Below are 19918 nucleotides of genomic sequence, written 5' to 3'. Positions count from 1 at the left end.
CAGGAGGAATGATCCAAATCCTGCGCGGGGCTAAAGCACCCGCCTACAACATTTCTTTTAAATATTGGAATAATTCACGTGCGGCTTTGGGGGGCTTATTTAGTTCTTGCTGTTTTTTAGCCTGACGAGAATATTGTCTTAACTTTTGGCGATCTAGTTCTGGGTGCTCGTTGATTAACACATCAATGCCTCTATCACCCTGCAATACTTTGTCTCGCGCTTCTTCTACATGATGGAATTTGCCGGTTTGTTGACGATGAGCCAATTGCAACTGATCTAGAGCTAACTGGATAGGCTGGGTATCTCGATGCCGCATCAGCTTACCAATTAGTTGTAATTGACGGCGGTAACCATCTTTCTTCTTATTGATTCTACGAGCTAGTTCAACTGCTTCGGTTAACTCTTCATCCATAGGGATTTTAGATAATGAAGCCGCACCTAGCTCAACTAGTGCTTCCCCCAATTTTTGAATAGCAAGACTTTCCTGCTTAAGTTGGGTTTTGCTTTTAATTTCTTGTTCTGGGCCGTTTCCGGTAAAATTCGTATCGCTCATGATAATGTCTTTAATGTTACACTATGCCAATTGTAACCCAGCTAATAGCGCACAGCATTAAAAGTTGTGCATAGAAAGTGAGTCTTATATGCAAATGGAGCAACAATTAGCCCAAATTCAACAAGCAGTTGAAGACGTTTTGGCATTGGCTAAGCAAAAAGGGGCCAGTCATGCAGAAGCTAGCATGTCGAAAGTTGAGGGTATTTCCGTATCCACTCGGTTAAAAGAAGTAGAAACAGTTGAATTCACCAACGATGGTGGTTTAGGTATCAGTGTTTATTTTGGTCAACGTAAGGGCAGTGCATCAACTGCAGATTTGAGTATAAATGCGCTGACTTTAGCAGTAGAAAAAGCCTGTGAAATTGCTAAGTACACCAGTGAAGACCCCTACTCAGGTCCTGCTGATGAGGCTTTAATGGCCTATGACTATCCAAACTTGGATATGTACCATCCAATTGAACTCGATACGCAACACGGGATTCAGCAAGCTATTTTAGCCGAAGAGGCAGCCTTGGGCTTCGATCCTAGAATTACCAATTCAGACGGTGCTTCATACAACGCTAATATTGGTATGAAGGTGTATGGCAATAGTCATGGGTTCATTGGTGGTTATCCAAGTAGTCGCTACAGTTTAAGTTGTGTCGTTATCGGAGAAGATAACGGTGATATGCAGCGCGACTATAGTTATACCGTTAATCGTCAAGCCGATTTGATGACGCCTGCCGCACAAATCGGAAAAGAAGCCGCAGAATTTACTCTAAGCAGACTAAATGCACGTAAATTGAAGACGGCTAAAATACCGGTTATTTTTCATCGTGATGTCGCTGCGGGTTTACTTGGACATTTTGTTAGTGCTATTAGTGGCGGCAGCTTGTTCCGTAAGTCATCTTTTTTGCTCGACAGTCTAGGTAATCAAGTTTTACCTAGCTGGTTTGAAATACTCGAACGTCCGCATATTAAATCGGGGCTTGCCAGCTCACCTTTCGATAATGAAGGTGTTAAAACTGAAGATATGACTATAGTGAGTCAGGGTGTATTGAACCATTATCTTTTAACCAGTTACTCGGCGAGAAAGATGGGGATGCAGACTAATGGCCATGCTGGCGGTATTCATAATTGGTTGATTAAACATACTGGCCACTCTGATGATGCATTATTAAAGGAAATGGGAACAGGCTTGTTAGTAACTGAACTAATGGGCCAAGGCGTGAATATCGTTACTGGCGATTATTCTCGAGGTGCGGCTGGCTTTTGGGTTGAAAATGGAGTGATTCAATATCCCGTTCACGAAATAACCATTGCTGGTAACTTAAAAGACATGTTGATGAACATTTCTGCCGTTGGTTCTGTGGCTGAAACTCGAGGAAGTATCCACACAGGATCAATCTTGGTAAGTGAAATGCAACTCGCTGGCAGTTAAAGCACTATTTGAATTGATTGTATGTCATCTAACATTCTGCTTTCTAAACGGAAAAAGATAGGTAAATTCGCGTTTAATTAGTGACCATTAGCGATTCATCAGATAGTAAAAAAGGGCTTAATAAGCCCTTTTTCACGGTGTCTAATACGTCAATTGAAACGATTACATGTCAACGGTGCCGCAGAAGCGGTAGCCTTCTCCATGAATGGTTACAATCAAATCTTCTGAGTTGACTTCTGATTCGAAGTGCTTACGTATACGACGGATTGTTACATCAACAGTACGGTCATTAGGGCGCAATTCACGACCTGTCATTTCCATTATCAACTGCTCTCTTGTTAGGATTTTTCCAGGGTTACTTAGGAACAAGTGTAACGCGCGGAATTCACTACGAGGAAGACGGAATTCGTTTTGGCTAGGAGATATTAGACTGCGACTATCACCATCTAAAATCCAACCATTAAAGCTTACGCGACTTGGAAGATCGTCATCTTCATTGTTGCTGAGCGTTCTATTCAAAAGATTTCGCGCTCTAATCGTTAGCTCTCTAGGGTTGAATGGCTTAGTTAAATAATCATCCGCGCCGATCTCTAATCCTAAAATACGGTCAACATCGTTATCTCTGCCGGTTAAGAATATCAAACCGACATTTTTGCGATCTCTGACTTCACGAGCAAGTATCAGCCCATTCTTTCCAGGTAAATTTATATCCATAACAACTAGGTTAATGTTGTTATTTTCGAAAAAATCATGCATTTCGCTGCCATCTTCAGCTTCGAATACATTATAACCTTCAGCTTCAAATAAGCTTTTCAAAGTAGTCCGTGTTACTACTTCATCTTCAACAATTAGTATATTGGGCGTCATTGTTTTTATCCGTTTTATTTCAATATATTTAGTTTAACAGAAAATATCTATAAATCAGGCTATTATCCAGTGAAATTTGCATACTTTAGTAGTCTTGCACTAAACTTTACGGGAGAATCGGCATACTGCTCTTTATTTATGTAAATCCTTATCTTGTCGTACTCTTCAATAAGGCTAAGCAATCCCCCGTTTTTAATAAAAGATATAGTTTCTCCAATAGTGACAATAGATAAGCTTGTTTGTTTCAAATCTTTGTATAAAGTTTTGGACTCGCTCGACTTATCGACAAATATATAGTTACAACCTTGTTCAATAGCAGTAGGTAGAGAGTCTACTTGTTGGAGCTGTATCTGTTTTTTATTATAATTCAGTAAATCTGATTCATTTAGCATTAAATAGTGTTTTTGAGACTCTTGCTCTATTAAACAAAACTTTAAACTCATGAAAGACTGTTGCCACTTCGAATAATTGACCACATGTAAAAAGAAGGTGGAACGAATTGACGTTGCGGACACTTCAAAATCATTGTTGTGCGCATAAACAATAGTGCTCCATGTCACAGTGATGAAAATAATTATTCTCAAAATCATAATTTAAGAACCCTTTGCCAAAGTTTTTGGGTCGATTATTCTCACCGGAAAAAGGATTGTAAATTCAACACCTTTATCTACTTCGCTGGTGATGGTGATAGAACCATTCAGTGCTTGGGTAATTAAGTTGTAGACCAAATGCATTCCCAAACCACTGCCACCTTGTCCACGTTTAGTGGTCACAAATGGATCAAAAATCCGCTTCCTGAGTGATTCTGGAATGCCTTTGCCATTATCCACATAGCGTATTTTTATTTTATTTTCTGAAACTAAATCAATATATATGTCGATTTTACCTTCATCCATAAATTCAAAGCCATGAATGATTGAGTTCATCACTAAATTCATAATAATCTGATTAATTGGTCCGGCTTTGGTTTCAATATATAGGTCGTTTGGACAATGAACACTTATTACGTGTTTATATTTTTTAAGTTTAGGGCGCATGGACATCAAAATCTCATCCAGTAATTGCGCAAAGGCAAATACACGGTTGCTTTCACTTGATTGATCAACAGCTACTTGTTTAAAGCTGGAGATAAGCTCTGCAGCTCGATTCAAATTGCGATAGATAATGCTCAGGTTTTCTTGTCCCTCAGAAATAAACTTCGAGAGCGTACTGGCTTTTAATGTTTTTGCTTCGAATTCACTTTCAATATGATTAAGCCTATCTAGCATCATTGTTGAGGCTGTTACCCCGAGTCCAATCGGTGTGTTAACTTCATGTGCTACGCCTGCAACCATGTCCCCTAAAGAAGCCATTTTTTCGTTTTGGACCATTTGTCGTTGGAACTGATGAAGTTTTTCTAAGGTTTCAATTAGTTCTTGATTCGCTGCTTTTAAGGCTACAGTTCGCAGTTGCACCTTTTCCTCTAGACTGGCATGCAATTTTCGCTGTTCTTGTTCGGCAAAATCTCGTTCTTTTAGATAGTGCTGAGTACGATCTAGCATATCGTTAAATGCAGACCCAAGAATATCTAGCTCTTTGATGTTGGTACTCTCGGCTCGACCTTTGTAATCTCTTTGTCTGGAAATACGCTGAACTAAAGTGGCTAAATTAATTATTGGGTTTGCCAGTGTTTTTTGTAAACGTAGTGTCAGCAGGTAACAAATTATCAATATAATGAGTAACGCGGCGAAGGTGGTGACAATGGAACTGGAAATCAATTGGTTTAAAATATCTGCCGATACGCGCAAATACACGTAACCGATAATCTTATCGTCTAATTTAATTGGTTTAATAAATTCGAATTTGTTACCTGTTTGAACTGGCGTTTTAAAGTCCTCAATGTGCTTCCACATTGGTGGCGTTCGAGCTTGGTCCGGACGGTTGTAACTGGTGAAATAAGTGGGATTTTGCCCTTCAACTACTCTGTAAATATGCACAGCTTCAATGAATGTGGCAGCTTTTAATATTTGTAAATTTTCTTCCTCTATTAGATCATCATCAAATTCTAGACTCGAGATTGCATTGTTACTGATAATTTCAGCATAAATGATAACTTGTTGAATGAGTTCATTTTTGTAATTAGTAATTTGATTGATTAATGAAATGCTAGAGGTAACAACAAGCGCCGATGTTGTGATGGCCATTACCACCCAAACAATCAGGGTTTTTAAAGATAAATTTTTTCCGCCTGTTAGCATATAGTTAATCTGCTTCTTATGATGGCAAGTCTGCTGCTAGGGATAATAGTGATATAAATTGTTTAAAAAGAAAACACTTAGGCTCATAAAAGTGGAAAGAATTATAGGCCAAGGGCTAAATATGTGTTTTTCACTATTTTCGAATTATTTCAAGTAAGGTTTTTTCGTCAATATTCAATTTCACAGAGGCTCTGGTTAAAGACACTACCTGGTCTACCTTGCCGGCATCATCAGTAGCGGGTATGCGCAAAGAGTCAAAGTCGGCCATACAAATACACAAAATCTCTCCTTCTTTGATCGCAAACTGCGGTACATCAACAGGCGAGCGTTTGTACAAAATATTCGGGCAAACACTAGTGCGTTCAGGCAGTTGAATGCATTTTTCTGGCAAACTATCTTGTGCATTAACTGAATAGCTAATGCACCAGAGAAACGACAGAGTTAGCAAAATACTGTTAAAACGACCTGAGGTAATAGTTGTTAGCATGACTGATAAAGCGCTTCATATTCTAAGGCTGCTTGATGCCAAGTAAATCGAGTATTCATACCGCGTAATTTCATTTCATTAAAGCTATCTGGGTATTCGTAGTAATGCAACAGAGCTCGGTAAATACAACCAAGCAACGCCGAACTGTCTGGGTGTTCAAATACGAAGCCTGTGGCAATATCCGGCTGATGAATAACGTCAATAACAGTATCTTTCAATCCACCCACGGCTCGAACGATTGGCAAGGTTCCATATGCCAAACTATACATTTGATTCAAGCCGCAAGGCTCAAATAAAGAAGGCATTAGGAAGAAATCGCTGCCAGCTTCCAACAAGTGGGCCAATTCAACACTGAATGTCTCAATGAAAATAAATTTGTCTGGATGTATTTGGGCATGTCTATGCAGCACTTCACTTATTGAAGGGTCGCCTGTTCCAACAATTAAAAGTTGTACATTGTGTTGCAATAAATCTTCTAAAATTGGCAGTATATAACCAAAACCCTTTTGTTCGGTTAGACGACAAACCATACCAATTAATGGCACATTAGGTTTTTGTTCGAAGCCAGAGGTTTCCTGCAATTTTCGTTTACATTCGGTTTTCCCTGCTGGGTTATTTACGTCAAAATTCGCAGGAATGTACTTGTCGGTGGCTGGATCCCATTGACTGTAATCACATCCATTTAAAATACCTGACACATCTTTTCTTCGCGCAGTAAATTCATTGTAAAGCATGTGGCTACCTAAGGTAGTTAACAGCTCAACCGCATAATTTGGGCTTACCGTATTAATTTTATCGGCGTAGCGAATCCCAATTCTAAGAAAGTTTAATGCGTCTCCGTCGAGCTGGTTATGTAACTCAGAATGATTGCTTACATAAGGAATTTGATCGATACGATGAGTACCGTGAAAAGCGCCGTTGTGGATGGTTAGAATGCATTTGCTGTGTTCAAAAAAGCCGCTGTTGTCGGTCTTCAAAAAATACGGTGTTAAGGCAGTATGCCAATCGTTACAGTGCACGATGTTAGGCTGGAAATCGATGGCTCGGCTAGTCGCTAAAGCAGCATCAGCAAAAAATGCGAAACGTTGCGCATTGTCGGCAAAAGCGTGATAGCCGTCAGTGTAAAAACCATCCCGATGAAAGTATTCGGGGAAGTCCACAGCAAAAACCGGTACATCTTGAATATGTAATTGACGGACGTTGAATGAATAGGTTTTGTTACCTGAAACAATACCTTGAGAAGCGACTATGGGCGCATCGAACTTATCTGCTAATAGCTTGTAATAGGGCATCACTATGATGACATCATGACCTAGTTTTTTAAGCTCGATTGGCAATGCTTTAGCCACGTCGGCCAAACCACCTGTTTTAGCTAAGTCTTCTACTTCGGATACTACAAAAAGAATCTTCAATATTTATCTCTCCAATTCATAAACTTGAGAATAAAGTAACTATTACTTTAAACTGAGTAGCAGGTTACATGACGACCTGAGTGTCTAGCAAGTGGCACCCAAGAGTAGGTGACCAACTCAGTTACTTAGATAAATGGGTTATATAAATAACTGTATTCTATTTTTGCGCTCTGTAAAGGTTAAATTTAGAAGTTTGTGCCACTGTTGAGACCATTGGCAACGAACCTTTAATTATATCTGGATAGGGTAAAAAGCGATTAGCCACCAACATTAATGTGCCTTTTGGAAGTAACGCGAACTTCACTTCTTTGATAAATTTGTCGGTTACACTATAGTCAGTTTTAATCCCAGTATGAAACGGAGGATTGGTTAATACTGTGTTGAATTTGTGGCTAATTTCAGCCAATCCATTTGAAGCAATAACATTAGCTTTGAGATTATTGGCCAACAAACTTAGTTCGCTACAGTAAGTTGCCAAAGCGCTTACATCACATAGTGTCAGCGTAATCTCAGGATTGATTTTTGCTGCAAAACAACCAATGACCCCCGAACCAGATGCAAAATCTAGTACTTTTCCTGTTAGCTTTTCAGGTAGGTTTTCAATCAAAAGTTGGCTAGCAGGATCGAGTGCACCTGTATTAAAAATCCCAGGTAAAAAGGCAATTTTGCATACTACGTCATTTACCTGAATATCTTTGTATTGAACAAATTTGGTGATGTCAAAACTGTGTTTTTCTTCAATGTAAGCGCAATATAAACTGCAATGGCGAGCCGAATCGATTTTGTTTATTCGTTGGGAAACTTTAGCAAACAATTTATCAGCACTCTTGATGCCGGATTTATTTTCCCCAACCAAAAAGATATTTCCAGATGGTTTGACGCATGCAGCCATATTGGCAATTAACAGGGCGGCGTGCTCTTTCGACTTAGGCATGTAAATCACAGCCCCGTCAAACAACTCACTGTTTGGCTTTTCGGGGTTTTGATTATGGTTTAGCGCAACAGGATAATGTGCAGAAAATAAATGTTTATTATTTTTCGGACATTGTTGAAATACGTCATAAAATTGATGGAAACCAAAAATATTTGGATTATCTAATGCTGAGAAAATGTCTGCTTCAGGAGGGTTAACAAACAGCCACCTACCTTCTGCAAATTGCTCTTTATTACGCACAAGCACTTGGCTTGTGGTAGATAACATTAGTTCACCCTCGCAAACATCAGATCCCAAACGCCGTGTCCTAGGCGATGGCCACGCTGCTCAAACTTTGTCAGTGGTCGGTTATCTGGTCGTGGGACATAATCTTGGCTTTCCGATAAGTTTTTGAAGCCTTCTGCTGATTGCATCACTTCAAGCATGTGCTCTGCATAATTCTCCCAATCGGTTGCCATGTGGAACACACCATCTATTTTCAATTTAGAACGAAGTTTCTGAACAAAATCAGGCTGAATGATGCGACGCTTGTGATGACGTTTTTTGTGCCATGGATCAGGGAAAAACAACTGTAGGCGGTCGATACTTTCATCGGCAATACAATCTGCCAATACTTCTACTGCATCATGCTCGTAAACACGTAAATTAGTTACGTTTTGTTCGTGGGCATCAGCCATACATGTACCTACACCTGGTCTGTGCACCTCAATTCCAATAAAATCTTTGTCTGGTTCATTGGCAGCCATTTCAACCAAAGATTTACCCATACCAAAACCAATTTCCAAAACAACCGGAGCAGCGCGTCCAAATACTTGTGTAAAGTCCAATTTTCCGTCTGCATGGAGTAAACCCATTGTTGGCCAAAACTCTTCAAGGGCTTTAGCTTGGCCCTTAGTCAAACGACCTTCCCGCTTAACAAAGCTACGTACTTTTTGAACGTATACGCCTGCTGCTTCGGCTTCTTCTTGAGTTTTAAACTGGCTCATGCAAATGTTGTCTCTTATCTAAAAATTGTTTTTCTAAAATGGGGCGGCATTTTACCTCAGAATGAATACCTGCACTAGCGCAAACCTAGCATTTAGCCATGCCGTGGTGATTTAATGGGGGAAACCAAGCTAGAATAATAACTTGTGCAAGTGTTTCGCGATTAAATCAGGTTCAGCCAATAGCATCATGTGTCCAGTGCCATTGATGAGATTAAAATCTGCATTGGCTAATGAATTGGCAAAATCTTCAATTGCTTGAGCAGGCGCTACTTGGTCCAATTCTGCTGCTATAAAATGAATCGGAAAGGTACTTGTTTTCAGTTTCGGCGATAGGTCAGGCCTTGGCGTCGTTGATTGAACGTGTGCTTTCAATACGCTAGGGCCAAGATCACTTTCCATGTCTTTTACTATCTCAACTAAATCTGCGTTTCTCATTTCAGTTTGAGTGAAAAAGTGTGCAAGTCTGGCTTGGTTCATGGTTACCGATTTTTTGTCATCTATCATTTTTATCAGCATTTTACGCTGCTGAACTTCTTGTGCGCTGAGGCCGTCAGGACAGTAACCAATTAAGGTTAAAGAGGCTACCTTATCTGGGAATTGCAAGGCGGTTAAAGCCGCAATATAGCCGCCCATGGAAAAGCCGACTAAATGAACCTTTTGCTCAAAGCTGTTTATACGGTCACTGCTCAATGCCTGCATTTGTTCTAATGTATCGGCCCACTGCAAAGGCACATAACTACGTTGGGCAAGATTCAGTTTTTTCCATAAAGGGATCCAAATACGCTCATCACACAAAGTTCCAGGAAAAAAAATAGTAGGGGTGGTTATTTCTAGCATCATTAATCTATTTCAATAAAATTCTAGTATGATCATAACAAACCCGATGCGTTAAAACCGCAAAATCAATTCAAGGTATTATGCAAAGTCCAACTACTGACTCGACGTTTAGTCAAAAATTACTGAACTGGTACCATCAAAATGGTAGAAAAGATCTGCCGTGGCAGCAGCAGAAGACCCCCTATCGAGTTTGGGTGTCAGAAATTATGTTGCAGCAAACTCAGGTTAAAACCGTGATTCCTTTTTATCAGCGCTTTATGCAACGCTTCCCCGATGTGATTGCTTTAGCCAACGCGCCTATTGATGATGTGCTGCATCTTTGGACTGGATTAGGATATTACGCTAGAGCCAGAAACCTGCATAAAGCAGCGCAAACAGTACGTGACCTTCACGCCGGCGTATTTCCTGAGACACTCGAGGGAATGGTAGCGTTATCGGGTATCGGGCGTTCCACTGCCGGTGCTGTATTGTCCATCGCCAATGGCAAACATGTGAGTATTTTAGATGGCAACGTTAAACGTGTTCTTACCCGTTATTTTGGAATCCATGGGTGGCCAGGGAGCAAAGCCATTGAACAACAATTATGGGAGTACGCTGATGACCTTACCCCAGCCAAAGATACAGGATTGTATACACAAGCTATTATGGATTTAGGTGCGACTCTATGCACACGGTCTAAACCTAATTGTGATGCTTGCCCTGTGCAAACCACTTGTTTGGCGTTTGCCCAAGGTACACAAGCTGAACTGCCCACTAAAAAGCCTAAAAAAACCACTCCAGTGCGAACCACGGTAATGTTGCTACCTGTTTGGCGAGATCAAGTACTTGTGTATAAACGACCAAGTTCAGGTATTTGGGGAGGCCTATTTGGTTTATATGAAGCTGACACTTTGCAAGACGCCGAATCCAAAGCACAAAGTTTAGCCTTAGGTGATATCCAAATTGAACAACTCGCTCAATTCCGACACACTTTTAGCCACTTCCATCTAGACATCAAACCGCTATTGATGCACCTCAAAAAACCACCCACTTTGAGAGTCGAAGAACAAGAAACCCTTTGGTATGATTTAAATTCACCGCCAAAAGTGGGATTAGCAGCGCCAACCATTAAACTTTTTAGTACACTACGCAAAAATCTTTAATAGAACATTTGGGATACATTGATTATGAGCAGAACGGTTTTTTGTCAAAAACTACAAAAAGATGCCGATGGACTGGACTTTCAACTATATCCGGGGGAATTAGGCAAAAAGATTTATGACAATATTTGCAAAGAAGCTTGGGCAGACTGGCAAAAGAAACAAACCATGCTGATTAATGAAAATAAACTCAATATGATGCAACCCGAAGCGAGAAAGTTTTTAGAAGAGCAAATGGTTGGGTATTTGTTCGAAGGAAAAGAGCCAGATATCGAAGGGTACGTTCCACCTTCTGCGTAAAGTAACCTAAAATAATGCTTAAATAGAAGTCGATTTGCTGGGTTTTCGAACAAACAGCGCTTAAAACTAAAAATTTATTAAAAATCGGTTGACTTGATAGCCAAGAATCCGTTTAATACGCACCCACGGCGCTACCAAGTATACTTTTTAGTGTTGTGACTTGACGAAAAGTCAGTGCCTCGATAGCTCAGTTGGTAGAGCAGCGGATTGAAAATCCGCGTGTCCCTGGTTCGATCCCGGGTCGAGGCACCATTATTCAACAGGCCCTGCAAGCAATTGCGGGGCTTTTTGATTTTAAGCCCCAATTCAACTTTCCAAATAAAACCGATTATTCCAAAAACTAGATTCGCTTTTCGAACGGCTCTACCCGCGTACCAAGCATACTATAATGTTGCTTAGTAACGGAAGTATTTGTGTGCCCAACCGTTTTACTCGCCTTCACTAAGTCATTACAATCAGTGACTACTTTGTTTCTGATATACCTTTCAGCAAATCGTTTTTCGAGACCTTGCTTTAAGGCCCTTTGCATTGCTCTTTGCCATGCACTACTGAAAGATTCAGCGTTATGCGGCTTTCCGGTCTTACCAGTAAAGAAAAATTCAGTGTTGGCGTCCATAGTCTCAACTATATGATTGATGACCGCGCGTAAAGTCGGCGTCCATTCAAACATCAAAGCTCCGCCATTTTTCGAAATATCGTTAACAAAAAAACAGCTCTCTCTAATCATTGTTTTATTTAGTTTGAGCATTGCTGACTGTCTCAGGCCTAAAATCATTTTTAGGTCTATGTATCGAGATAACCACAGTGGTGCAAACTTCTTAAAGGTAACGATTTGTTCGTCGCTAATATACCGTTCCAACTTTTTCGCCGCTTTCGCGGGAAACTCACTTTTTCTTCTTATACTAGCGGCAGGATTATTGACAGGTAGACCCCAGAACGGTGCTTGTTTGAACATTGCCGATAATAAACTCATTTCTCGATTTGCGCGAACAGGCGCTTCTTCCGATCTCAAAGTATAATAGCGAGCTACATCAACGGAGGAGACTTCAGTTACATATAAATCACCTAGACGATGCCTTAGCTGCCTCGCTGACTTAAACTCGTCAGAATGCGTTGTAGGCGCTTTTAAAGGGGACAATTCAATCATGTATCTGTCTATCAAATCAGCCATACTCGCGAGTCGTTCATGATGAGGCATCAATTTGTAGTATTGCGAAATCGCACCACTCAATTCTCGTCCCAGTTGGTGATACTTGTTGTTGGCATCAACGAAGTAGTACATACCTGACTTTTTATCTTGGTAGACCTTTGGAGGTAGATGAATATTTGTTTTACGTGGCCGGCCCATATTACTTAACTCCTGCTTCAATCAGGGGTAAGGATTTGACACGCTCTTTAGACGTTGAACTAATACGCTTGCCTGTATCTGGTTTCAATAATGTCTGCGTAAGTACTTGTGGGTAGCCGTTTCGGTCGAGTTGAAATGAAATGTTAGATTTAGAAAGATGCTCTATTTGTAACTTTCGTACTTTCGTACCAGTGAGTTTGACGACATCTTCTTTATCCAAAAAGATAGAATTGTTCATAGTTTTCCCCAATTAACGTTTCCAAAAAGTCATTAAACTCCCGACGTTAACTACTAAAAGGCTGGGGAAAACCTTAAATACTTTCGAAACTTTAGCTGAATTGGTTAAAAACGCAAGTAAATAGGTAAGCTTATAAGTTGATAAAAATGAGAGTCACTCTGCTGAGGTAAGGCGCCATTTTGTCCCACCTTTAGCCCTTATTCCTTCTAGATTTTCATAAAATTACACTAGAGAAAAATAACCCTGAAAAAGAAAAATTAACGAGTTTGTCCCACCTTTAACCCACGGCTTACGTGGGTTGGCCCTAAAAGGATGTACATCCATCAGGTGTGGTAACATTTACTGCGTGCAAAAGACTTTAGAAATGGCGTGACAAAGTCATTTAATTTTATAGAAATTGGATTTTTCAGATTCTGAAAAGAACACTGTCGAATAATAAGCGAACGCATTTTTTCAGGCGTGATGAAATATGTAATGGTTGCTATATAACGGCTTCTAATTCTAGACAATTCGCCTCACGAGACCATATATTAAATAATAGTTGTGTTCGTGGCGCAGCCGTACAGATATGCAATCGGCAACGGCAGTAATGAGCGACTCCCCATCATTAGTGCTTCGCTCGTGAATCTCGGCTTTAGAAGGAGGAGCAGACGTTCAAACGCTAAAAGAAACGGTCGGCGAAGCAGTCCGACTGTCTTGGCTTGTTAAGCCATTCTTGGCACACGGCTAGAATCACTTACCTGTTTATTTAGCTCTCTTAGCTTGTTCAGTGATATTTGAAACTGGCCATTGGTCGGTTTTTTTTCCCAGCAAACTGCTGCCATACCAAGTTTCCCGGTCCGTTGTATACTTCTTCAAACGTACCATTTTGAAAAATCTTAATAATAATTGTATGTTCTGGCTCGCTACGAAAAGCAACGGATTTTGATTGAGTAGCTTTAATTTCAACTTCCTTGCCGCTTCTGGTTACCGCATCAAAACCTTTATTAGAGGCCTTTTCTAATTTTAGGTCATATGCGTTTGCTACAAGGCATTCACCAATACTTCCAACCATATGCCCGTCTGGCGTAAAATGGCGTCCAGGGAACATAGCTTCTAGCTCACTTACTGTTGAGTAAAGCTGTTTGATTAATATGTGAAATTTATCGTGATCCATACTTTCTTTTAATGCCGCGTAAAGCGGTTAAGTAATAGTTGGCTAAAATAGCAAAGAACGTGCATAGTCAACTGTTATATATCCGCTACTTGTAGACCTTTTTATGAATTTTTTCGCGCTCGGTACTCTTGAATTTGCTTTGGCAATGTATATAAATACTCAAATAAATAATCCATAAAACCAACTATATCTTTAGCGTCTTCTGGTGGTGTGGCAGGTTGGTCTGGCTTTGGATGAGCAGAATCATTACCTAATTCTCGGACATTGTGTGCCCATTCTTGAATTATTTTAGGAAGAATACCTTCTGCGGCTAAATGATCTATTTCTTGTTTTAAATTATTTCCTTTAGCTTTCTGTTCTCTTAGCGAAACTTGTAATGAACTTCTAGCCATTAAGGCTGCAGCATCCCAATTTCCATCTTTCAAATTTCTTTTTGCTTGTAGCCAATATCTCCCTACTGCTTCAGGCCAGTACTCTGGATATTTTTCTAGTTTATTTAATGGCCAAGGCAGGACTTTGTAACTATGCAATCGATGACCCGCGGACCAAAAGACCATGACATATGATGCGCAATTACCGCATTTCAGTGTGTCGAAGTTCAATACTTTGTTGCCATTTGGCTGTTTCTTTTCCACATGGTGCTCAGTATCAAAATTTCCTCTTTCGCTACAGAAAGGACACTCTATACTGTGTGTGGATAAATCTTTTCCTGTATTTCCTGACCATTCACCTAAATCCCACCAACTATTCATATATTTGATTCCTTTCTGAATTTATAACAACTAGTTCCTGAGACTTCACAGTAACATCCGTTTCCTTGAAACTGAACAATGTTGAACGTTCTTGCAACCTAAATAATGACCGTCATTAAAATAGAGAAAATTATGACAGAGTAGGTAACGCTAATAATCCACTCCTTTTTTTCTTCTTTTGCCATTTCTCTTTTATGCTCTTCCCATGTTTTCATTGCGGGATACTCTCAAAAATGTAAAGAGTAAAAATTAGCAGATGTTCCGATGTAAATAAAACGACCATTTAATTTCAATAGCTCTTTCTGACAGAATGAGTCGTTATTTAGGTTGCCAATGCGTAAACAAACTCGTAAATTTATCTATGTAAATAAAACCTACCTTTTATTTAGGCTGCTCAATGAAAATTGGTTATGCAAGAGTTAGTACGGATGAACAATCCGACAGTTCTCAGTTAGATGCATTACTTGAAGCTGGATGTGAGAGAGTTTACCAAGAAATAGGTAGTGGTAAGTCTCGTCTCCGGCCTGAGTTAGAACGAATGATTGACTCTCTTCGTGCCGGTGACGTAGTAGTAGTTCAGCGATTGGATCGTTTAGGTCGAAGTCTCAAAGATTTAATCGAACTACTTGATGGCTTTAAGAAGCAAGATGTCCAGTTTATTAGCCTGAATGAGAACATCGATACCACAACAGCAGTAGGAGAACTTGCTTTTCATATGATTGGTTCTATCGCTCAGTTCGAGCGGCGCTTGATTTCCGAGCGAACCAAAGCTGGACTCGCAGCGGCCAGAGCTAGAGGACGTAAGGGTGGGCGTAAAGCCAAACTAAATGTAACAGACATAAGAAAAGCACAAGCAATGTTACTTGCCCCGGATGTTACCAAGACCGAAGTGGCGGAACATTTTGGGGTGAGCCGCCCCACATTGAATAAAGCGCTAAATAAAATAGTGGTCTAGTGGTCAGATCAGAGTAGGGGAAAAAAGGACATCGTAATAAATGTTTGGACAAACTTTCAAAAGCATCGATGAGAGTGCTGGCGAATCAACCATCAGTAAAATGCGCGGTGTAAATAAATTTAAATACCGCGATATTGGCGATGTAGTGCAAGAATTCTGAACAACAACTGCGATTCGAAAGGCATTTGTTAGTTGTCAGAAATTTTTATATGAATAATTAAAGGGAAAGAAGAAAGAATGCTACATAAGAACGGAGATAGTTTTGAAACACTGCAGTCAATCATTAGTAGCTCAGAATCGAGAACTAAAAATGAAGCAGAAACCAGACATAAAATTATCGACTTTATTGTTCACGATTTTCTTTCCTGGCCCAAAAACCGTGTGGCAGTAGAGGAGTATATTAACCCTGGCTATGCAGATTATATCCTTAAAAAGGAAAATGGAGATGACCTTCTCTTTATCGAAGCGAAGAAGGAAGGTGTCTATTTTGAAATTCCTCTGGCTTATTCATCCATAGAAAAATCTTCATATATATCTATTAAAAAACTTATCTCGGATAAAAATATCGCGAAAGCTGTAAAGCAGGTCAGAAACTATTGTTTTGATACAGGGTGTGAATACGCCGCAATTACCAATGGTCATGAATGGATATTTTTTAAAACATTTGAAAGAGGTAAACGATGGGATGAACTGCAAGCATTCGTTGTCAGAAAGCTTGAATTTTTTGTAGATGAATATACGAAAGCAATTAATTCATTTTCGTTTACTGCTATCACAGAAAATGCTTCACTTTCGTCTCTGTTGACTACTTTCAAGCCGAAAGACAGAAGCATATTCTATCCAAAAGAAAAAATTCTTACTTATTCACACCCTATTACAGCGAATAGATTAGCTTCTACTTTAAGGCCTTTGGCTAACAATTATTTTGGAGTCATATCCGACGACGATGCTGACTTTATGGATAAATGTTATGTTTCACAAAGAGAGTACAAGGCAACATTTGATGGCATGCAAACTTTGCTGCATGACTCGCTAACACCTTACTTTGAAGAGTATGGTGTTCAGCAACTTGAAGATACTGGAAAAGGTGGGCAGCTTGGCGGACGCTTGACAAAAAACCTTAAAAAAGGACGGAAGGGCGAGGTGTTGGTTCTTTTTGGGGGGAAAGGTGCTGGTAAATCAACTTTCATTAAACGGCTACTCCATCACAATCAACCGAGATGGTTAAGAGACCACGCGGTGGTTTCTATTATTGATTTGCTTAAAGTTCCGGAAAATAAAGATGTTATTCGCGAGTATATTTGGAAAAACCTTGTATTGGCTTTAGACAAGGACAGGATTTTAGATGGTGACAGAGAAGTGTTACTGAGCCGACTTTTTTCAGATAAGTTTGAAGTTGCTAAGAAACAAAATTTGGCCGGTCTACCTGTTTCATCAGAGTCATACAATTTAAAGTTAAATGAACTTATTTCGTCTTGGAAAGAAGATTACATTTATTGCGCCAAGCGACTTGTCGACTACTGGGGCAGCTTATCTAAAGGCGCAATAGTTGTTGTTGATAATACCGATCAGTATTCTTCGGAAGTGCAGGATTATTGCTTTACTTCCGCTCAGGAAATATCAAGTCAACTTGAGTGTGTGGTTTTAATATCTATGCGTGAAGAAAGATTTTATGACTCAAAAATTCACGGAGTACTAGATGCATTTCAGAATTCAGGTTTTCATATAAGCTCACCAAACTCGGCTGAAGTATTCAAAAAGCGGCTCAACTATACAACTGAATTGCTAAGCAATGATCGTAGGCGAGAGGATAAAATTGGTAATATTGCTGCTGATTTAGTTCAAGATTGCAAAGTGTATTTAACAATAATGCGTGAAGAGTTTTCAAATCACAAATCACCTCTCACCAGCTTTTTAAGCGCATGCTCTCACGGAGACACAAGACTATCATTAGATCTGTTTAGTAGTTTTCTACTGTCAGGCTATACAAATGTTGATGAAATGATTTCTGCTGGTCGCTGGGATTTTCAGATACACCAAGTCATTAAGCCAGTGATGATTCCTAATCGATATTTTTATGATGAATCACTAAGTGATATACCAAATATCTATCAATTGAGATCGAATAGGCATGCTTCACATTTTACTGGTCTGAGAATTCTTAGGAAAATATCAAAAGGTTCAGATAAAACTTCGCCATCATATCACCCAATAGCTGACCTAAAATCATATTTTTCAGAAGTGTTCAACATGGTTGATGATTTTGAAAAAAATGTCGATATTTTATTAAAGCATAGCTTCATCGAATCGAATAACAGGTTGGACTATTATTCAAGTGAAGTAGATAGCATTAAAGTAACTAATTACGGTCTTTATATGATCGATGAATTGGCCTTCTATTTTACTTACTTAGATTTAATTTGTACGGATTGTGGTTTGTATGTTGAGAAAACAAGCAATTACCTTTGTGAAGCTGCACGTAAGGAGTATCGTTTATTCAGTAGAGGCGAACGTTTAGACCGAGTCCAAGTTAGGCTCCAAAGAGCTGAGCATTTTATCGATTATCTGCATGAAGAGGAGAACCGAGAAAGAGAGCAATATTCTCTAGAGATGCCAGAAAACGAGATGTTTACTTATAAAATTAAGGCTAACTTTGCAGTTGAAAAAGTAAGGGTTCTGAAAAGTGCAAAAAAACAAAAATCTAAAAGTGAATATCGTGCTAAGCCTAATCATAATAAGCATTAATTAGTAAGCTATCACGTTCATATAGTTGTTCAGTCAAGTGTCACTTCAAAAGTAGGAGTTAATCCTTTCATGAGCTGGCCGATTAATTCAACCGCAAAGTATTTTAAAAAGGAACTTCATGAAACCTGCCACGAAAACTCAACTTCAAGTTATGAAAAAAAAACAACCTTTAGATGGACAAGCTTTGTTTAATGACGGTTGGGTATTTTTTGCTTACGGCCTTTTTCTGGGCATCTTATTTAGGGGATCGGGATCGTCAGAAGATAAGCTTAATTTTTATTTAGGATTGTTATTAGAGCCATTTTCTTACCGAGCATTCATTATTATCACCTTGATAGGGTGGGCTTTGGTTATGGGGGCAGTGATAATATGCAAGAATCGAAGAATTAAAATAAACGATAATAAGTTTCTACAATATTTTTGCATACCCATTAGTGAAGTGGGTTTATCTGCTGGCGCTATAATTATTGGAACTTCATTGGGGGTTGGGTTAAGTCATATTTCAATCACTGCTTGGGCAGAGCAATCACAAATAGCTCGGAGTGCATTGGGACTTGCATTTATGGTGTTTGGAATTCAATTTCTCTTATATTGGCAGCAAAGAAACGCTATTGAAGAACTTGGTGTAAATAACCTCCTAATTAACATAATTGGTTGTTCATACGTAGTTTTATTTTTTGTTCTTTTATTTTTTGCTGATAGGCAGGCAATGACTTACTCATTATATTTTACGGGGGCTATAACATTTTTAGCCGCGATTTCTATTTTATATAAAAAGTTTAAATTGCGAGTTAAATAAGCTTTTATCTAGGCTCCGCCCTCCTGCCGAATTCACCACTAAAATGGTGTTCTAAGCAGGATAGGCGAAACCAGTACTGGGCTATAAGAATCCACCGCCTTTCGTTGGTGTCGCTCCCATTTGCGCGCCCCAGTATCCTGTCGTAGTCTATGTATTTCTTTCCGCTGTTTTGGCCGCGTTTTCTCATACCACGCCTGAAATTCCACTCAACCTTAGACAGTTCGCTCCACGCTGCACCCTATGCAAACATTCCCCGTTAGGCGCAACACCTAGAACTACTTTGCAACAAACACATGATCTCCAATCAAAGTAGCTACGCAAATGCGATTCTCTAGATGCATTTATGCGAAGTGCATTGAAAGATGTGTTGTCAAAGGTTTTTCTAGACACGAGCATACCCCTCAGCTAATATTTAACTGATTTCAAAGTCTCAGTTATAGTCTGGCAACTACAACTGGTGAGGCGTTAAGATTTGTCTAATCTTGACTTCACATCCAACATCAAACCGAGTTCACAGCTCGGTTTTTTGTTTTATGCGCTTCGTGAACGTGAATTTTCGATAAGACCTCCTTAAAAATTGATTTCCAAAAACGCAGGTTTGGTTAAACCAAAACATGCGGTTTGCAAGTCAGTTTTCGAAAGTTTTATTTGGAAGGGGAATCAGTCTAAGTATCTGATTTTTAGTTGAATTGCATTATTTGCTAGGCGGATTGAAAATCCGCGTGTCCCTGGTTCGATCCCGGGTCGAGGCAC

Annotated in this window: 19 protein-coding genes and 1 tRNA gene; 7 read left to right on the top strand and 13 right to left on the bottom strand. The window is 39.5% G+C overall.

What is annotated here, in order from left to right:
* Positions 1-43 precede the first annotated feature (43 nt).
* Positions 44-553, bottom strand: a complete 510-nt coding sequence (gene yjgA, locus KO530_RS21145) for a ribosome biogenesis factor YjgA (RefSeq protein ID WP_216050460.1) — start codon at positions 551-553, stop codon at positions 44-46.
* Between the two features lie 88 nt (positions 554-641).
* On the opposite strand from yjgA, the gene pmbA reads away from it, so the two are divergent.
* On the top strand, positions 642-1973 hold the full coding sequence (gene pmbA / locus KO530_RS21140; RefSeq protein WP_216050459.1) for a metalloprotease PmbA: 1332 nt from the start codon (positions 642-644) through the stop codon (positions 1971-1973).
* A 162-nt stretch (positions 1974-2135) separates the two neighbouring features.
* Here the strand turns inward: pmbA and arcA are convergent, their stop codons facing one another.
* The 8 genes from arcA to KO530_RS21100 form a co-directional block, all read right to left on the bottom strand.
* Positions 2136-2840, bottom strand: coding sequence for a two-component system response regulator ArcA (gene arcA / locus KO530_RS21135; RefSeq protein ID WP_216050458.1), 705 nt, complete (start codon positions 2838-2840; stop codon positions 2136-2138).
* A gap of 62 nt (positions 2841-2902) precedes the next feature.
* On the bottom strand, positions 2903-3430 hold the full coding sequence (locus KO530_RS21130) for a YfiR family protein (RefSeq protein WP_216050457.1): 528 nt from the start codon (positions 3428-3430) through the stop codon (positions 2903-2905).
* Positions 3431-3433: 3 nt separating this feature from the next.
* Positions 3434-5077 (bottom strand): ATP-binding protein, encoded by a 1644-nt coding sequence (locus tag KO530_RS21125; RefSeq protein WP_216050456.1) that lies wholly within the window; start codon positions 5075-5077, stop codon positions 3434-3436.
* 133 nt (positions 5078-5210) lie between these two features.
* Positions 5211-5564 carry a hypothetical protein gene (locus KO530_RS21120; RefSeq protein ID WP_216050455.1) on the bottom strand — a complete coding sequence of 118 codons (354 nt, stop codon included), beginning with the start codon at positions 5562-5564 and terminating at the stop codon, positions 5211-5213.
* Complete coding sequence (gene glgA / locus KO530_RS21115; protein ID WP_216050454.1) at positions 5558-6976, bottom strand: glycogen synthase GlgA; 1419 nt, start codon at positions 6974-6976, stop codon at positions 5558-5560. The genes KO530_RS21120 and glgA overlap by 7 nt, the downstream gene beginning before the upstream one ends.
* Before the next feature lie 157 nt (positions 6977-7133).
* The gene (locus KO530_RS21110) at positions 7134-8177 is read right to left on the bottom strand and encodes a methyltransferase (RefSeq protein WP_216050453.1); all 1044 of its coding nucleotides are present in this window, start codon (positions 8175-8177) and stop codon (positions 7134-7136) included.
* Complete coding sequence (trmB, locus tag KO530_RS21105; RefSeq protein WP_216050452.1) at positions 8177-8896, bottom strand: tRNA (guanosine(46)-N7)-methyltransferase TrmB; 720 nt, start codon at positions 8894-8896, stop codon at positions 8177-8179. The genes KO530_RS21110 and trmB overlap by 1 nt, the downstream gene beginning before the upstream one ends.
* 129 nt (positions 8897-9025) lie before the next feature.
* Positions 9026-9736 carry an alpha/beta fold hydrolase gene (locus tag KO530_RS21100; RefSeq protein WP_216050451.1) on the bottom strand — a complete coding sequence of 237 codons (711 nt, stop codon included), beginning with the start codon at positions 9734-9736 and terminating at the stop codon, positions 9026-9028.
* 77 nt (positions 9737-9813) lie between these two features.
* Between KO530_RS21100 and mutY the strand changes: the two genes are divergently transcribed.
* From mutY to KO530_RS21085, 3 genes are all read left to right on the top strand, one after another.
* Positions 9814-10875: an A/G-specific adenine glycosylase gene (gene mutY, locus KO530_RS21095; protein ID WP_216050450.1), complete on the top strand. Its 1062-nt coding sequence runs from the start codon at positions 9814-9816 to the stop codon at positions 10873-10875.
* Positions 10876-10899: 24 nt separating this feature from the next.
* On the top strand, positions 10900-11172 hold the full coding sequence (locus KO530_RS21090; RefSeq protein WP_216050449.1) for an oxidative damage protection protein: 273 nt from the start codon (positions 10900-10902) through the stop codon (positions 11170-11172).
* Between the two features lie 176 nt (positions 11173-11348).
* Positions 11349-11424, top strand: a tRNA-Phe gene (locus tag KO530_RS21085).
* 88 nt (positions 11425-11512) lie between these two features.
* Here KO530_RS21085 and KO530_RS21080 read toward each other — a convergent pair.
* The 4 genes from KO530_RS21080 to KO530_RS21065 all read right to left on the bottom strand — a co-directional run bounded on the left by KO530_RS21080 (position 11513) and on the right by KO530_RS21065 (position 14666).
* Entirely contained in the window at positions 11513-12520 is a 1008-nt protein-coding gene (locus tag KO530_RS21080; protein ID WP_216050448.1) for a tyrosine-type recombinase/integrase, read from the bottom strand.
* 1 nt (position 12521) lies between these two features.
* Positions 12522-12758 (bottom strand): DUF4224 domain-containing protein, encoded by a 237-nt coding sequence (locus KO530_RS21075; RefSeq protein ID WP_216050447.1) that lies wholly within the window; start codon positions 12756-12758, stop codon positions 12522-12524.
* Between the two features lie 766 nt (positions 12759-13524).
* A complete protein-coding gene (locus KO530_RS21070; RefSeq protein WP_252729418.1) occupies positions 13525-13914 on the bottom strand; it encodes a DUF6998 domain-containing protein in 390 nt (129 codons plus the stop codon).
* A gap of 101 nt (positions 13915-14015) precedes the next feature.
* Positions 14016-14666, bottom strand: coding sequence for a DUF4145 domain-containing protein (locus KO530_RS21065; protein ID WP_216050446.1), 651 nt, complete (start codon positions 14664-14666; stop codon positions 14016-14018).
* A gap of 397 nt (positions 14667-15063) precedes the next feature.
* Between KO530_RS21065 and KO530_RS21060 the strand changes: the two genes are divergently transcribed.
* The 3 genes from KO530_RS21060 (at position 15064) to KO530_RS21050 (ending at position 19165) form a co-directional block, all read left to right on the top strand.
* Positions 15064-15621, top strand: a complete 558-nt coding sequence (locus tag KO530_RS21060) for a recombinase family protein (RefSeq protein ID WP_216050445.1) — start codon at positions 15064-15066, stop codon at positions 15619-15621.
* Positions 15622-15858: 237 nt separating this feature from the next.
* Positions 15859-18366, top strand: coding sequence for a hypothetical protein (locus KO530_RS21055; RefSeq protein ID WP_216050444.1), 2508 nt, complete (start codon positions 15859-15861; stop codon positions 18364-18366).
* Positions 18367-18484: 118 nt separating this feature from the next.
* Positions 18485-19165 carry a hypothetical protein gene (locus KO530_RS21050; RefSeq protein WP_216050443.1) on the top strand — a complete coding sequence of 227 codons (681 nt, stop codon included), beginning with the start codon at positions 18485-18487 and terminating at the stop codon, positions 19163-19165.
* Positions 19166-19918 lie beyond the last annotated feature (753 nt).

It is taken from the genome of Aliiglaciecola lipolytica, from assembly GCF_018860635.1.
Classification (GTDB): Bacteria; Pseudomonadota; Gammaproteobacteria; order Enterobacterales; family Alteromonadaceae; genus Aliiglaciecola; species Aliiglaciecola lipolytica_A.
This window is presented reverse-complemented; position numbering and strand designations above follow the sequence as displayed.

Coding starts and splice junctions, on each gene's coding strand:
- KO530_RS21090 (WP_216050449.1), top strand. CDS start 10,900: ATGAGCAGAACGGTTTTTTGTCAAAAACTACAAAAAGATGCCGATGGA.
- KO530_RS21065 (WP_216050446.1), bottom strand. CDS start 14,666: ATGAATAGTTGGTGGGATTTAGGTGAATGGTCAGGAAATACAGGAAAA.
- KO530_RS21060 (WP_216050445.1), top strand. CDS start 15,064: ATGAAAATTGGTTATGCAAGAGTTAGTACGGATGAACAATCCGACAGT.
- arcA (WP_216050458.1), bottom strand. CDS start 2,840: ATGACGCCCAATATACTAATTGTTGAAGATGAAGTAGTAACACGGACT.
- KO530_RS21075 (WP_216050447.1), bottom strand. CDS start 12,758: ATGAACAATTCTATCTTTTTGGATAAAGAAGATGTCGTCAAACTCACT.
- KO530_RS21125 (WP_216050456.1), bottom strand. CDS start 5,077: ATGCTAACAGGCGGAAAAAATTTATCTTTAAAAACCCTGATTGTTTGG.
- yjgA (WP_216050460.1), bottom strand. CDS start 553: ATGAGCGATACGAATTTTACCGGAAACGGCCCAGAACAAGAAATTAAA.
- KO530_RS21050 (WP_216050443.1), top strand. CDS start 18,485: ATGAAACCTGCCACGAAAACTCAACTTCAAGTTATGAAAAAAAAACAA.
- KO530_RS21120 (WP_216050455.1), bottom strand. CDS start 5,564: ATGCTAACAACTATTACCTCAGGTCGTTTTAACAGTATTTTGCTAACT.
- pmbA (WP_216050459.1), top strand. CDS start 642: ATGCAAATGGAGCAACAATTAGCCCAAATTCAACAAGCAGTTGAAGAC.
- KO530_RS21100 (WP_216050451.1), bottom strand. CDS start 9,736: ATGATGCTAGAAATAACCACCCCTACTATTTTTTTTCCTGGAACTTTG.
- mutY (WP_216050450.1), top strand. CDS start 9,814: ATGCAAAGTCCAACTACTGACTCGACGTTTAGTCAAAAATTACTGAAC.
- KO530_RS21110 (WP_216050453.1), bottom strand. CDS start 8,177: ATGTTATCTACCACAAGCCAAGTGCTTGTGCGTAATAAAGAGCAATTT.
- KO530_RS21130 (WP_216050457.1), bottom strand. CDS start 3,430: ATGATTTTGAGAATAATTATTTTCATCACTGTGACATGGAGCACTATT.
- KO530_RS21055 (WP_216050444.1), top strand. CDS start 15,859: ATGCTACATAAGAACGGAGATAGTTTTGAAACACTGCAGTCAATCATT.
- trmB (WP_216050452.1), bottom strand. CDS start 8,896: ATGAGCCAGTTTAAAACTCAAGAAGAAGCCGAAGCAGCAGGCGTATAC.
- KO530_RS21080 (WP_216050448.1), bottom strand. CDS start 12,520: ATGGGCCGGCCACGTAAAACAAATATTCATCTACCTCCAAAGGTCTAC.
- KO530_RS21070 (WP_252729418.1), bottom strand. CDS start 13,914: ATGGATCACGATAAATTTCACATATTAATCAAACAGCTTTACTCAACA.